The organism is Sphingobium sp. SG1, from assembly GCF_057063145.1.
The window spans coordinates 134,410-149,502 of sequence record NZ_JBVVOJ010000002.1 but is presented as its reverse complement, the minus strand read 5'-3'; the positions used below and the strand labels follow the sequence as shown (position 1 = coordinate 149,502).

The following is a 15,093-nucleotide window of genomic DNA, read 5'->3' as shown; positions in this document are numbered from 1 at the left end:
GGGAATGGTCCAGATGCATGAAGCCAAGGATAGCCCGCACCCCGATCTTGACGCAGAAGAGGCCGCGCATGTCGAGGAGCGTAGCACGGGTTCGGCAAAGGTCGTCCATGAGGTCGTGCGGCTCCAGGGCGAGGAGGAGTTGGATCGACCGATCCTCGCGCTCTTGCTTTCTGGCCTGGCCGCCGGCCTCGCGATCACCCTGTCGCTCATGTGCGAACTGTTCCTGCGGGCAAGGCTGCCCGACACAGACTGGGCGACCCTCATCTATCTGCTAGGCTATCCGGTCGGATATCTGATCGTGATCATGGGGCGGCTGCAGCTCTTTACCGAGAGCACGGTCACAGCGGTGCTGCCGGTCGCGACCCGTCCGAGCCTTGGCAATCTGGGCCGGCTCGCGCGCCTGTGGGGCTGCGTGCTGGCGGGGAACCTTGTCGGCGTCACGCTCGTGAGCGCGCTGATGGCCGGTGAGGTCATCATCACGCATGAACAGCGCATCGTGGCGCTGGATATTCTCGCCAAGCTCGAATGGCAGGACTGGTCGAAAACCCTGATGCTCGGCATTCCGGCGGGCTTCATCATGGCCGCGATTGCCTGGGCCCTGCCCAATGCCAGGGGCAGCGAATTTTGGGTAATCTTCCTTCTGACCTATGTCATCGGCCTTGGCGGCTTTTCGCATGTCGTCACCGGCTCGTCCCAGATCAGCTTCCTCTGGCTGAGCGGCGAGGTCAGTTTCCAGCAGGCCTGGTTCGGCTTCTCTCTGCCTGCGCTCCTCGGCAACATCATCGGTGGTAGCGGCCTGTTCGCGGTCCTGGCCCATGGGCAGATGCGAAGCGACCTGACCGAATGAGCGCGCGACGCCGGCATGGCCGCCAAGGCGGTTGGTGTGCTGCAGAAAAGGTCGGATGGCGCCTGCCGCGGGCGGAATGACACCCGTTCGAAGCCTGGATCGACATGATGGCCGCATCGCCCGTCGAGCCACGCAACGATCGCCTGGTTCATGTGTTGGAAGGACGGCGCGGGTGCGAGGCGGGGGCATCCAATGCAACGGTCCGTGCCAGGAGAGGCCCCGAAATCCTGATACCTTGCCCGGAGCTCGCCAATGTCCAGAATGACTGTTTCCGACCTCTTCACCCAGACGCTCCATCTGGCTGGGGTAAAACGCATTTATGGCGTGGTGGGCGATAGCCTCAATGGCATCACCGAAAGCCTGCGGCGCCAGGGCAAGATCGACTGGATCCATGTTCGCAACGAGGAGGCAGGCGCATTTGCTGCCGGTGCGGAGGCGCAACTGACCGGCGAACTGGCCGTTTGCGCGGGGTCCTGTGGCCCAGGAAACATGCATCTGATCAACGGCCTCTATGATTGCCATCGCACCCGTGTTCCCGTCCTTGCCATCGCGGCCCAGATCCCCAGTGCCGAGATAGGCTCCAACTATTTTCAGGAAACCAGGCCCGAAGCCCTATTCAGGGATTGCAGCGTCTATTGCGAGACCATTTCCGATCCTGACCAGATGCCGCGGACGCTCGAGACAGCTATACGTGCTGCGGTTGGGCATCGTGGCGTTGCGGTCGTATCGATTCCGGGCGACGTGGCGCTGCAGGCCGCCGAGGGAAAACTCGCGCGATCAATCGAGGCGCTCCTGCCCGCCAGGCCCCTGATCCACGCGGCGCCCCGCGAGATCGAGAAACTGGCAACCCTGCTCAACGAGGCTGGGCGCGTCACGATCCTTGCCGGGCGAGGCTGCAGGGATGCCCATACCCAATTGCTGCAAATTGCCGGCGCGCTCCAGGCCCCGATCGTTCACGCGCTGGGCGGCAAGGAATGGGTCGAACATGCCAATCCCTATGATGTGGGCATGACCGGCCTGATCGGCTTCTCGTCGGGCTATGAAGCGATGATGGCCTGCGATCTCCTGCTGATGCTCGGCACCGATTTTCCCTATCGTCAATTCTATCCGACGAAGGCGAAGGTCGCGCAGATCGACATGCGCCCTGAAAATCTGGGACGCAGGACACCGATCGATCTGGGGCTGGTGGGGGATGTCGGTGCGACGATCGAAGCCCTTCTGCCCTTGCTGAAAGGCGATCGCGACACCGCCTTCCTTGCTTCAGCCAGGGACAATTATGCCAGGGCGCGCGAGGGACTGGACGAGCTTGCCGATGGCAAGCCGGGCGGGATCCTGCATCCCCAGCATGTCGCGCGGGTTCTGAGCGAACAGGCAAGCGACGACGCGGTCTTTGCCTGCGACGTCGGTACGCCGACGGTCTGGGCGGCTCGTTATCTCAAGATGAATGGCCGTCGCCGGCTGCTTGGCTCCTTCAACCATGGATCGATGGCCAATGCGCTGCCGCAGGCCATCGGCGCGCAAGTTACCTATCCCGATCGGCAGATCGTCACCTTGTCGGGCGATGGCGGCCTGGCGATGCTGATGGGCGAGTTACTGACCCTGCGGCAGCTCGACCTTCCAGTGAAGATCATCCTTTTCAACAACGGCACCCTGGGCTTTGTCGAGATGGAAATGAAGGCGGCCGGTCTCGTCGAGACAGGTGTCGCGCTCGACAATCCGGATTTTGCCGCCATGGCCCGCAGCATCGGCATCCATGGCGTAAGGGTGAGCGATCCCGGCGATCTGGACAGCGCGATGCGGGACGTCTTGTCCCATCCCGGCCCGGCCTTGCTGGATGCCGTGACCGCGCGAACCGAACTGTCACTCCCGCCCAAGGTCACGCTTGAACAGATGAAGGGCTTCACCCTCTATATGGCCAAGGCGATCATGAGCGGGCGCGGCGATGCCATCATCGAACTTGGCAAGACCAATGCCGGGCTGCTGCGAAAACTATTCTGAGTAGCGCGCGAAGATTTGGGCGACGCCGCCAAGGCAGAAGGCGGCGCCGCTGGCCATTCGCAGCCACCGCCGTCATATTTCCGGGAGGCCCTGTGCCGCGAACCCCCACCCCTTCAAGCCTTTCGCCCTCTTCAAGAGGATAACAGCATCGTCGATGTCAAAGGGATGCGCGTCCTTCATGTCGGCAAGCTCGCCCCAGTCGATCGGGACTGCGACCGCGGCACCCGGCCGCGCGCGCGCAGAATAGGGCAGAATCGCCGTGCTGCCGCGCTGGTTGCGTAGCCAGTCGATGAAGATGCGGTTCTTGCGTTTCGCCTTGCTCATGGTCGCGACGAAGCGGTCGGGCTCAGCCGTGCTAAGCGCCTGGGCAAAGCGGGCGGCAAAATCCTTGTGCGTGTCCCAATCATGGCCGGGGGTCAGCGGCACCACGACATGCACGCCCTTGCCGCCAGAGAGCATGGCAAAGGAGACGAGGCCGATGTCGCCAAGATGATCGCGGATGTCATAAGCCGCCTGCCGGACCCTCGCGAAGTCCATGCCCTCGTCCGGGTCCAGATCGAATATCATCCGGTCCGGCTTTTCCACCGCATCCGCACGTGACGCCCAGCCATGAAATTCTATGGTCCCCATCTGCACGCAGGTGAGCAGACCATCGCTATCTTCGACATAGATATAGTCCTCCACCCCGCCCCCCTTCTCCCGGATCGGTAACTGGCGGACATGCTCGCCAAAAGCGCCACTATCATGCTTCTGGAAGAAGCATTTCTTTGCCCGTCCCTGCGGACAACGGACGAGGCTGATCGGACGGTTTGCAGCGAAGGGCAGCATCAGGGGCGCAATGCTGGCATAATAATCAGCCAGGTCGCCCTTGGTCTGGCCACTGTCGGGAAACAGGACGCGATTAGAGTTGCTGATCTTGATATGGCTGGCCGAGAGGGGCGCTGGCGCGACCTTCTCCGGCTTCACCGACCTCGCCGGCTTGTCAGTGCGCAGGCCCAGGAAACTGCCATGGCGCACGCGCGCCTCGTCAGTAAATTCGGCAAAGGCGACTTCGGCCACCAATATGGGTTTGATCCACTGCGCACCACGCGCCTCCGCCTGGGGCACCTGCGCTGGTGCAGCGTCGGTGGCAAGCAAGGCCATCGCCTTGGCCAGATCCGCCATGCTGGTCGCGTCGAACCCGGTGCCGACCTTGCCTTTGTAGATGAGCTTGCGTCCCTCATTCTGGGCGAGGAGCAAGGATGAGAAGGCGCGCCCCTTGGCCTTGCTCTTCGTCCAGCCGATGACGATAAACTCCTGTCGCCGGGTGCATTTCACCTTCACCCAACTGCGCGTTCGACCACTGCGATAGGGCGCGCTCGACCGCTTGGCGATGATGCCCTCCTGCCGAGCATCGCACATCGACTGCAACAGCGCCTCACCCGATCCGATCAGATGGTCGGCGACATGGATGGGGGGCGCCCCATCCGCCAGCAAGGCTTCCAGCCGCTCCTTGCGTTCGATGGTCGTCAATGGCCTGAGATCGATGCCGTCGAGAAAGAGCAGGTCGAAGGCGAAAAGATGGAAGGGCGTGTCCAGCCGCTGCGCGCCATGGCCGCGTTTCAGCACGGACTGGAGGGCCGAGAAGCTGGGATTGCCGTCCTCGCCAAAGGCCACGATCTCTCCGTCGATCAAGGCAGGCGGCAGATCGAGCGCGGCGATCGCTTCCACCAGCGGCCCGAACTTGTCGGTCCAGTCGAGGCCATTGCGGGTGAACAGCTTCACCGCCCCGCCCTTGACCGCAATCATGGCGCGATAGCCATCATATTTGATCTCGTGCAGCCAGTCGTTGCCGGTGGGCACATCGTCCACAAGGGTGGCGAACTGTGGTTTGACGAAGCGCGGGATCGATGCCCCCTCCCCCTTGCCGCTTTTCGCTCGGGTCCTGATCCTGGCGTTATGGGAGCTGGCGGCCTGCATCTTGTCGGCGAAGGCCTTGCCCCTTGCGCCCTTGAGCGATTGCGTGCCGCCGCTGTCCGCCTGGATCTGGGCCATTGAGCGGTCGGTCAGCACGCTGGTCAGTGCATGACCGACCAGATCTTCGCTGTCGCTGGCATGGCTATCCTCTACCTTGCGGAGCAGCCAGTTCTCGCGCTTCTCGCCCGGGCGCCCCTTCATCCGCACAAGCAGCCATTCCCCTTTCATCCGCTCGCCATGCAGGATGAAGTGGAGATGACCATCCTTCAGGTCGTCGGCACGCTTGCCGGGGATCGGTTCCCAGGTACCGCGGTCCCAGAGCATGACCGAGCCGCCGCCATATTCGCCCTTGGGGATGTTCCCTTCGAACGCGCCATAGTCGAGTGGATGATCCTCGGTCCGCACGGCCAGACGCTTGTCGGCCGGATCGAGGCTTGGCCCCCTGGTGACAGCCCAGCTTTTGAGGACGCCGTCGATCTCCAGCCGAAAATCCCAGTGCAGGCGCGTTGCCGCATGCTTCTGCACGACGAAGCTTCTGCCGCCGGTCTTGGCGACCTTGCCCCTGGGTTCGCGCGTCCGGCTGAAGTCGCGCTTGGCATTATAGGGAGCAAGGGGATCGGCTGGCGCCACGGATCAGGCGCTCTTGCGCCGGGGAGCGGCCTTCTTCGCTGGTGCCTTGCCCTTTGCCGGTGCCTTGCCCCTTGCCGGTGCCTTGCGCCCGGCTTCACCCGCCGATTTCTTGAGCGCGGCCATCAGGTCGATGACATTGCCCGCCTTGCGGCCCGTAGGCTCGTCATCGACCTCCTCGATGATGCGCTTGCCCTTCGCCTTCTTCTTCTTGTCGATCAGGCGATGGAGCGCATCGACATAGCGGTCGTGAAACTCCTCCGGCTTGAAGGGGGCCGTGCGTTTGTCGATGATGCTGACGGCCAGGTCCAGCATGTCCTCGTCGGCGGTGTCATCGGGCAGGCCACGGAAGTAGGTTTGCGCCTTCGTCACCTCGTCGGCGTAGCGCAGCACTTCCAGCACCATTCCGCGCCCGCAGGGCTTGAGCGAGACAAGCTGTTCGCGGCCGCGCACGGACAGTTGGCCAAGCCCGACCTTCCTGGTCTGGCGCAGCGCGTCGCGCAGCACGGCATAGGCCTCCTCGGCCAGATCATCGGCGGGCACCACGAAATAGGGCTTCTCATAATAGAGGACGTCGATCGCATCGGCCTCCACGAACTGGACGAGGTCGAGCGTCTTGCGACTCTCGATCTTCACCGCCTCGATCTCATCCTGCTCCAGCAGGACATAATTGCCCTTCGATATCTCGAAGCCCTTGAGTATCTCCTCAGGATCGACCGGGCCGACGCCCGTGACGACCTTGTCATAATGAATGGGCTTGCCCGTGGGCTCATGGATCTGACGGAAGCTGACCGCAGCGCCGGATTTGGTGGCGGGGTAGATTTCGACCGGAATGGAAACCAGTGCCAGCTTGATCTGGCCCTGCCAAAAAGCGCGTGCGGGCATATTCGACCTCCGGACACGAGAGCGTGCGGCGAGAAAGATGGTTCCGGCACTGAGCATGTAAGAGGGATCGCATCTTGCGCGGTCTTCGCGCTTGATGACTGGCCGGTGAACTCGCCAACCGGGAAGCATTCTAACACTGCAGATCAATTTTCTTGTGCCGTTGACACTTAGGCACACCCACGTATCATGCTCACATCTCTGAGAGCACTAGATAATAATCCGCGTGTCCGGGGTTCAAGTCCCTCCTCCGCTACCATTTCAAAGACATCGAAAATAGCCCTTAGGGGCGCATTCAGGCGAGAGACCAGGCCGCAGGCAGCCGCCCGTCTCAACTTGATCGCAGCAATTCTGTGGCGATGCCCTGTCGCTTGCCGCCGCAGCCGCCCGACGCCTCAATGCAGCTTGAGGCGGGGGCGCACGAAGCGGTTGATATGACTGACCAGGATCAGCGCGGGACCGCGTATATTGCCGTGAACGGCGAGCAGATGCATGCGATAGAGCGACATATAGACGAAGCGGGCAAGCCGCCCTTCCACCGCCATGCGCCCGCCGACCAGCTTGCCCATCAGCGATCCGACCGTCGAATAGCGGCTGAGCGACACCAGCGAGCCATGATCCTTGTAGACGAAGCTCTTGAGCGGGCGATCGGCCATCAGCCGGCCGAGATTGGCGAACACCGTGTCGGCCATCTGATGCGCGGCCTGCGCGCGCGGCGGGATCGGCCGATCGGCGCCCTGTGGCGTGTAGGAGGCGCAATCGCCCATCGCGAAGACGCGGTCGTCGGCCTGGCTCTGTAGCGTCGGGCGCACGATCACCTGGCCGGCGCGGGACAGTTCCAGCCCATCCAGGCCATCGCGGATCGCCGCCGCCTTGACCCCGGCAGCCCAGACCTGAAGATCGGCGGGGACGAAGCCGCCATCCTTTGTCTCCATTCCCTGCGGCGTGGAGGCGGTGACGGCGACGCCGGCACGGACCTTGACGCCCAGCACCTCCAGTTCCTCGCGCGCGGCGTCGGCCAGCCGGTCCGGCAAGGCCGGCAGGATACGCGGCCCGGCCTCCAGCAGGGTGACGTCGAGCCGCTGGCGATCGAACACCTCCAGCCCATAATAGCCCAGCGCATCGGCGGCGTTATAGAGTTCGGCCGCCAGTTCGACCCCGGTCGCGCCGCCGCCGACGATCGCGATCCGCACCCGCGCATCCGATGCGGGATCGGCCGACATGGCGCGCGACACGCGCAGGCAATGGTCGAGCAACTGGTCGCGAAAGCTGTCGGCCTGGGCGCGGCTATCGAGGAACAGGCAATTGTCGGCGACGCCCGGCGTCCCGAAATCATTGGTGACCGATCCATAGGCCAGCACCAGATAGTCGTAACGCACCGAATGGGCGCTCACCACCTCGCGCCCCTTGGGGTCGAACACCGGCGCGATATGGACCCGCCGCGCGGTCCGGTCGATGCCCTGCAACGTGCCATAGAGATAGCGATAGCCCCAGCGATGGCAGTGGCTGCGATAGCCGACCTCGTCCAGGCTGGCGTCGAGCGATCCGGTGGCGACCTCGTGCAACAGCGGTTTCCAGATATGGGTGCGGTTGCGATCGATCAGGATGATGTCATGCCGCTTGCGGCCGTAGCGGGCGCCGAGCTTGCGCGCGAGTTCGAGGCCGGCGGCACCGCCGCCGACGATGACGATCTGGGTCTTCTTGTCGGGGATCAAGCGCATTCCTCCTCGATCGGCAGACCGGCGGATCGCGATCCGGCGCGCCGGTTGTGCATTGCAATAGGCCGCCCAGCGTCGCAAAGCGAGGCGTGGACAAGCAGAATTTCACCGAACGCAACCGGCGCGACATCGTCGCGATCGCTACCCAGCATTTCGCGGAGAAAGGCTATGCCGGCGCGCGGGTGGACGAGATCGCGGCGGCGACCGCGACGTCCAAGCGGATGATCTATTATCATTTCGGCAGCAAGGACGGGCTCTATCGCGCGGTCCTGACCGAAGCCTATCGCGGCATCAGATCGGCCGAACTGGAGGCCGAACTGGGCGACCTGCCGCCGCTCGCTGCGCTGGAGCGGCTGACCGCCCTCACCTTCGACTATCATTTCAACCATCCCGAACTGGTGCGGCTGGTGATGGACGAGAATATCCGGGGCGGCCCGCATGTCGGCGAGATTTCGCAAGGGCATAATGAGATCGTCCTGCCCAAGACCCAGGCACTGATCGATCGCGGCATTGCCGATGGCAGCTTCCGCGCCGGGCTGGACGCCGTCGACCTGCATATGACGATCAGCGCCCTCGCCTTCTACTTCGTGTCCAACCGCCACAGTTTCCACGCGATCTTCGGCGTCGACATGACCAGCGAAGCGGCAGCCGAGCGGCGGCGCGCGCAGGTGATCGACAATGTGCTGCGCTATTGCCGGGCAGACGCCTGAAGGCTGGGCCGAGACCATGGGACGGATCAGAACTGCATCTTGACCTGGCCGCCCAGCGCCAGCGCATCATTGGTGCGGCGGTAGGAAAAGGCGCCGGGATCGAGAATATATTGCACGTCCGGCCGGATGCTGAGCCAGCGCCGCAACTGGATGCCATAGCTCATCTCGATCGCGGTCTCGCCCACCGGCAGCGCGGCATAGCCGCCGGGAATATCCTGCGCATCGGCCTCGGCACGGCGCAGGCGTGGATTGACCTGCGCATGGACGATGCCGATCGAGATGCTGTCGGCGTCCCGGCCGGCAAAAGTGCCCGTCTTGACCAGGCCGGCGGCATACCAGTGGGTGATCTGGGCCGACGCCTCCGGATTGGCGGTGAACTGGGCGAAGACGGAAAGGCCGCGATTGCCCGTCCCTTCGCGCAGGATCATCTGGTCGGCCAGCGCATAGACGCCGTATCGGCCACGCAACATGCCCTGCTCGCCACGCCGGGCGGCGCGTGACGTGTCATAATAGGCGCCAATCTTGTAATGGCCCGGCAACACATGACTGCCCGGCGCGATGCCGGGATCATATTCCAGCTCCAGCGGCAGCAGCACGCCGGTCGTGCCGCCGGCAAAGGGGCGGAAGGCATTGTCGGGATCGTTGAGGCGGGGATTGACCTGATAGACGCCGGTGCGCAGCGCTAGATCCGGCCGGATGCGATAACGCACCGCCGCGCCCCAGCGGGCATTGGGATAATTATACCAGCCGCTATTGCCCGATTCCGACAGCGGATGGGCACAGAAGGCCGCATTGACGAAATTGCAGCCCAGGATCATCCCGCCCAGATCATTGCCCATGGCAAAATAGCCCAGGCGCAGATTGAGCCGGCCATTGTCGATATTCTGTTCGTAGCTGAGCTCCGACAGGCGAGTATAATTGCCGCCGGCCGCCTCCTGGATCGGCAGGCGATTGCCGACGATGTCGGAAGAGAGGCCGACGCCGCGCCGGTCGTTGATGGTGACATGCACGATGCCCCCGGAGAGGCCGACGATCCGGTCCATGTCGAAATCGAGGCTGGCGCGTAATTGCTGGGTATAGGCGCTGCCCTGCCGCTGGCCGCCATCGACCGCGGCAAAGGCTTCGCCGACATAGTCCGCGCGCACGGTGACGCCCGCCTGCTTCAGCCGCGTGCGCAGCCCGCCCCAGTCGCCGGTCAGCGTCTCGCGCGGGGCCGTCACCGGCTTTTCCGGCGCGACCTCCTGCGCATGGGCGCCCGCAACCGGCAGCAGGGTCAGCAACGTCGCCAGGGTCAGGCGGGCATGGAGGTGAAGATGTTGAGCCAAAGCCCCTCCCTTCCGCGCGGCACATCAACGCGCGGTGACATGAATGATGACGACAGACAGGCGGAGCGGCGCCGGGCCGCCCCGCCCATGGTTCAGCGCAGCGTGTAGGCGATCACATAATCGCCCCGATCAGGCGACTGGCGCGCGCCGCCCGCCGTCACGACCACATATTGCTTGCCGCTTTTGGGCGACTTGTAGCTCATCGGGCCGCCCTGGCTGCCGACCGGCAGGCGGGCCTTCCACACTTCCGCCCCGGTCGCCGCGTTGAAGGCGCGCAGGTAGAAGTCCTGCGTGCCGGCGATGAAGACCAGGCCGCCCTGCGTCGCCAGCGTGCCACCCAGCGTCGGCATGCCGATCGGGATCGGCAAGCCCATGCGGATGCCCATCGGCCCGGTGTCGCGCACCGTGCCCACCGGCACCTGCCACTTGATGGCGCGGCTCTTGAGGTCGATCGCGGTCAGCGTGCCATAGGGCGGCGCCTGACAGGGGATGCCCAGCGCCGACAGGAAGCGGTCCTTCACCACAGAATAGGGCGTGCCCTTGAGCGGAACGCTGCCCATGCCGGTATTGACCGCCTCGCCGGCGCTGCCCGACTGCCCCTTTTGCGCCGCGGTCTGCGGGAACATCTGGACCCACAGGCCAAGGCGCATGTCGTTGACGAAGATGGTGCCGCTGGTCGGATCGGTCGAGATGCCGCCCCAGTTCATGCCACCCAGCGATCCGGGGAAGCTCAGCGACTTGTCGGTGCCCGGCGCGGTGTAGAGCCCTTCATAGCGCATACCCTTGAAGGCGATACGGCAGAGCAGCTGGTCGAACGGAGTGGCGCCCCACATGTCCGCCTCGGTCAGCGGGCCGACGCCGATCTGCGGCATGCCGAGCGACTTGGGCTGGGTCAGCGAATAAGGCTCGCCCGGAATGTTCGCCGGCTTGACCGGCACTTCCTTCACGTCGGTGAGCGGCTTGCCGGTGGCGCGATCGAGCACATAGACCTGCCCTGCCTTGGTGCCAAAGACGAGCGCAGGCACCTTGCGGGCGGCATCGATGGGGAAGTCGACGAAGCTCGGCTGCATCGGCAGGTCGAAGTCCCAAAGGTCGTTATGGACGGTCTGGAAATGCCATTTCTCACGGCCGGTGGTGGCATCGAGCGCCAGCATCGACGCGCCATATGTATGATCGAGCGCGCTGCGGGTGACGCCATAGAGATCGACCGAGGCACTGCCCACCGGCATGAACACGGTGTTCGACGCCGGATCATAGGACATGGCGGCCCAGACATTGGGGGTCGAGCGGGTGTAGCTCTTGCCCGCCGGCGGGGTGCCGGTGATGGCCGGATTGCCCGGATCGAAGGCCCAGCGCAGCTTGCCCGTGATGACATCGAAGCCGCGCATCACGCCGCCGGGCATGTCGACCTGCACATTGTCGGCGACGCGGCCACCGACCACAACCGTCGTGCCCGCCAGCGTCGGCGCGGAGGTCAGCTGATATTGGGGATCGGGCGCATTGCCGAGGCCGGCCTTCAGGTCGACCCGGCCATTGGTGCCGAAATCGGCGCAGAACTTGCCGGTGTCGGCATCTAGCGCAATCAGTTCGGCATTGATGGTGTTCATCAGGATGCGGCGCTGGCAGGCGGCGCCGGCCGGCACGGTCGCTGCCGTCACCGGCGTTGCGCCGGGCAGGCTGGGCTGCTGGATCGGCGCATGGGCGTCGAAATAGGCGAGGCCCCGGCAGCGCATCCAGACCGATGCCTTGGCATTGATCAGCGTCTTCCACTTCTCGCGCCCGGTATCGGCGTCGAGGGCGATGACATTGTTATGTGGGGTGCAGATGAACAGCGTGTCGCCGACCTGCAGCGGGGTATTCTGGTCCTCCGCGCCATTGCCATCGCTCTGCGCGACGTCGCCGGTGCGATAGGTCCAGGCGACCTTGAGCTGGTTCACATTGTCGCGGGTGATCTGGTCGAGCGCGACGAAGCGGCTGCCGCCTGGCGTGTTGCCATAGGCGGTCCAGTCCTTCTGCTCGCGCGCCGGATCGACCGGCACCAGCGAAGCCATCTGCCCGGCAAAGGGCACGGTCGGATGGACCATGAACATGCCGGCCGCACCGGCGGCCGAGCCGAGGCCGACCAGCGTTGCCATCAGCAATGCAGGCCGCCAGGCAGGCGACGAACCGTCGCCGCGCCGCAGCAGCGGATAGGAGAGCGCAACGACGGTCGCGCCGACACCCATCGCCAGCAGGCGGGAAATGAGCGGCCAGAAGCTGAAGCCCACTTCCCACAGTGCCCAGAGGATAGTCAGCAGGAAGGTCGCGCCAAAGAGCAGGCCGCCACCGGTCTTGCGCAGGGCGATGAGGCCGCCCGCGAAAACCAGCGCGATGCCGGCGATCAGGAAATAGGGACTGCCGCCCAGGCTGACGAGCTTGCCGCCGCCAATGGCGAAAAAGAGGCCAGCGGCAAGGATCACCGCCCCCAACAGAAGCAGCCAACCGCGAACGAGCGGCTGGCCGTGCATTTTCGTGCCTGACACGCGGCACCTCCTTCATCTCTTATGGTCGTCGGAGAGCGGTGCCCACGGGTCCACAGGCCGATCGAGTCGCCCAGCCCTGACGGCTGCGACATTGTGTACCATTTAGTACACTCCTGCCTCGCTGGCAAGTTGGGCGCTAATCCCGCGAGGGACGTGCGATGCCGCTGAGGGTTTCCCACAGCGATACGTTATCCCCGGCATGAGCCCATGGGATCGCAGCCCAGCATTTTCCGCGACTTGCACAGATATCGTTGAGGTTTGGCCAACTGCTAGCGTTTTGGGGGTTTCGATGAACCTGGACGAAACTGACCGGAAGATATTGAACAAGCTTCAGGTGGATGGTCGCATAACCAACCAGGATCTGGCCAAGCATTGCAATCTCTCGCCATCGGCCTGTTTCGACCGGACGCGCAAGCTGCGCGACAATGGCTATATCTCTTCCTATGTCGCGCTGCTCGACCCGCACCTCAACCAGCGGCCGCTGCTGATCTTCATCGAAGTGCTGCTCAACCGCACCACCGGCGACATCTTCCGCCAGTTTGCCGAAGCGACACGGCGGCAGCGGGACATATTGGAATGCCATATGGTGGCCGGCGGCTTCGACTATCTGATCAAGGTCCGGATGAAGGACATGGCGGCCTATCGGAAATTCCTGGCCGAGGAACTGGTCGACATGCCGGGTGTGCGCGAGACGCGGACCTATGCGGTGCTGGAAGAGGTCAAGTCGACGACGGCGCTGCCGCTATGACTTGAAAGCGGCGCCCTTTCCCAGAGCGCCGCTTTCGATCCATTACATGGCGTTGGGATTGGCCGGGCCGGCGCCGGCCTGGCTGGTGCGGGCCTTTTCTGCCTTCACCATCTCGGCCACTTCGGCCAGCAGCTTCTTGGCATCATAGACGATGCCGTCCTTGATCGTGTAGCTGACGCCGCCGACCATTTCCTGCTTGTTGGTTTCCGGGTTCAGGCGCGAATGGCCGGTGCCATAGAGGGTCTTGAGATTGGCCAGCGGGTTTTCCCTGGTGATGACCATGTCGGCCAGCATGCCGACGCGCAGCACGCCGGTCGGCGGCGCCATGCCCTTGGGCTCATAGAGGGTCTGCGAACCCCACATGGTGGCCGAGCGCATGATCTCCAGCGGCGAGAAGCCGGCTTCGCGCAGCAGTTCCAACTCCTCGATATAGGCGAAGCCATAGACCTTGTAGATGAAGCCGGAATCGGTGCCGACCGTCACCCGGCCTCCGATATTCTTATAGTCGTTCACCAGCTTGAAATAGTTGTTGTAGAATTTCTTCCACGCAAACTCGTTCTCGGTGCCCCAGTCGTAGAAATAGGAACCGTGATTGTCGCGGGTCGACTGGAAATAGGCCCAGAGCTGCGGCGTGGTGTAGAGATTTTGCCAGTCGGCATTGCGCGCCCGCATGAGGTCGCGGGATGCGGCATAGATGTTCATCGTCGGATCGAAGGTGACATGCTTCTCCTTCTGATGCTTCAGATAATCCCACCAGCGTTCGGATTCCGGCTCGACCGTCTGGTTCCAGATTTCCGCCACCTCGCCGAAGCGATGCTGTTCATTATTATAGTCATAGTCGGACGGAAAGCGCTGGATCGTCCCATCCTTCAGCAGGGATTCGAAATGGCCATAATAATGGGTGACGGTATCCAGTCCCGCCTCGGCCGCGTCATAGGCGTTGAAATTGGCGACGCCGGTCTGTGACAGATGGGCCGTGGTGCCCATCCTGTTCTTGTGCGCCTCGTCAATGGCGGCGGCGATGATCTGTGGCGTTTCCTCGGGCCGGTTGAAGAATTTGATGCCGTCGATATTGTGCGCGGCAGCCCATTTGACCCAGGCGCGCGCCTTGTCCGGGCTGTCGATCGGCCCACCGTCCCAGCCGGCCCCTAGCGTCTGATAATTGAAGATGCGCGGCGCCGCGATCTCGTTGGCGGCAGAGCGGTTCTTTTCCGAACTGGCGACGACCGGATCAGCCAGCGGCACGCCGCGCACCGTGGTCACGCCATGGGCCAGCCACAGCTTGTAGGCATAGCTCATATCCGGCGCCTTGTCGCTGGCGGGGGTGTGGACATGCATGTCGTTGAAGCCGGGCATCACATACATGCCGGTCGCGTCGATCTCATAATCGGCGTCGGTCGGCGCACGCCCCTTTGCCTGCGGCAGGCCGGGCCAGCCGGCCTGGGTGATGGCGGTGATCTTGTTGCCTTCCACCACGATGTCATAGGGGCCGCGCGGCGGCGCGCCGGTGCCGTCGATCAGGGTCGCGCCACGGATCACGAGTTTGCGGAAGGGGCCGACATTGTCAGCGCTGCCACGCGCCGGCGCGGGCACGAAGGTCGGCTTCTTGCCGTTGACGATACCGGCGGCGCCGCCGACATACCATTCGTCCGGATCATGCGCATGAGAGGCGCTGGCGACCGTCATGAGGGCGAGCGCAGCAAGGCCCGACCGGATCAGCATCTTGTTCTTCATTCTTTTCCCGTCCCTGTTGAATTATG

Annotated in this window: 10 protein-coding genes; 4 read left to right on the top strand and 6 right to left on the bottom strand. The window is 63.8% G+C overall.

Annotation, left to right across the window (positions count from 1 at the left end; translation table 11 throughout):
• The first annotated feature begins 4 nt into the window (after positions 1 to 4).
• Positions 5 to 847, top strand: a complete 843-nt coding sequence (locus AC0KVN_RS06210) for a formate/nitrite transporter family protein (protein WP_483656011.1) — start codon at positions 5 to 7, stop codon at positions 845 to 847.
• Between the two features lie 252 nt (positions 848 to 1,099).
• A complete protein-coding gene (poxB, locus tag AC0KVN_RS06205; protein WP_483656010.1) occupies positions 1,100 to 2,845 on the top strand; it encodes a ubiquinone-dependent pyruvate dehydrogenase in 1,746 nt (581 codons plus the stop codon).
• 72 nt (positions 2,846 to 2,917) lie between these two features.
• On the opposite strand, the gene ligD is transcribed toward poxB, so the two are convergent.
• From ligD to AC0KVN_RS06190, 3 genes are all read right to left on the bottom strand, one after another.
• Positions 2,918 to 5,431, bottom strand: a complete 2,514-nt coding sequence (gene ligD, locus AC0KVN_RS06200; RefSeq protein WP_483656009.1) for a DNA ligase D — start codon at positions 5,429 to 5,431, stop codon at positions 2,918 to 2,920.
• A 3-nt stretch (positions 5,432 to 5,434) separates the two neighbouring features.
• Positions 5,435 to 6,313, bottom strand: coding sequence for a non-homologous end joining protein Ku (ku, locus tag AC0KVN_RS06195; protein WP_483656008.1), 879 nt, complete (start codon positions 6,311 to 6,313; stop codon positions 5,435 to 5,437).
• A gap of 392 nt (positions 6,314 to 6,705) precedes the next feature.
• Positions 6,706 to 8,031 carry an NAD(P)/FAD-dependent oxidoreductase gene (locus tag AC0KVN_RS06190; RefSeq protein WP_435566341.1) on the bottom strand — a complete coding sequence of 442 codons (1,326 nt, stop codon included), beginning with the start codon at positions 8,029 to 8,031 and terminating at the stop codon, positions 6,706 to 6,708.
• Positions 8,032 to 8,117: 86 nt separating this feature from the next.
• Between AC0KVN_RS06190 and AC0KVN_RS06185 the strand changes: the two genes are divergently transcribed.
• A complete protein-coding gene (locus AC0KVN_RS06185; RefSeq protein ID WP_161732344.1) occupies positions 8,118 to 8,738 on the top strand; it encodes a TetR/AcrR family transcriptional regulator in 621 nt (206 codons plus the stop codon).
• Between the two features lie 26 nt (positions 8,739 to 8,764).
• Here AC0KVN_RS06185 and AC0KVN_RS06180 read toward each other — a convergent pair whose 3' ends face one another.
• Together AC0KVN_RS06180 and AC0KVN_RS06175 are read right to left on the bottom strand one after the other, a co-directional pair.
• Positions 8,765 to 10,063, bottom strand: coding sequence for a carbohydrate porin (locus tag AC0KVN_RS06180; protein ID WP_435566340.1), 1,299 nt, complete (start codon positions 10,061 to 10,063; stop codon positions 8,765 to 8,767).
• 92 nt (positions 10,064 to 10,155) lie between these two features.
• Positions 10,156 to 12,570 carry a membrane-bound PQQ-dependent dehydrogenase, glucose/quinate/shikimate family gene (locus AC0KVN_RS06175; protein WP_483656045.1) on the bottom strand — a complete coding sequence of 805 codons (2,415 nt, stop codon included), beginning with the start codon at positions 12,568 to 12,570 and terminating at the stop codon, positions 10,156 to 10,158.
• Positions 12,571 to 12,874: 304 nt separating this feature from the next.
• Between AC0KVN_RS06175 and AC0KVN_RS06170 the strand changes: the two genes are divergently transcribed.
• Complete coding sequence (locus AC0KVN_RS06170) at positions 12,875 to 13,333, top strand: Lrp/AsnC ligand binding domain-containing protein (RefSeq protein ID WP_097382752.1); 459 nt, start codon at positions 12,875 to 12,877, stop codon at positions 13,331 to 13,333.
• 42 nt (positions 13,334 to 13,375) lie between these two features.
• On the opposite strand, the gene AC0KVN_RS06165 is transcribed toward AC0KVN_RS06170, so the two are convergent.
• Positions 13,376 to 15,067 (bottom strand): amidohydrolase family protein, encoded by a 1,692-nt coding sequence (locus AC0KVN_RS06165; RefSeq protein WP_435566339.1) that lies wholly within the window; start codon positions 15,065 to 15,067, stop codon positions 13,376 to 13,378.
• Positions 15,068 to 15,093: the final 26 nt, after the last annotated feature.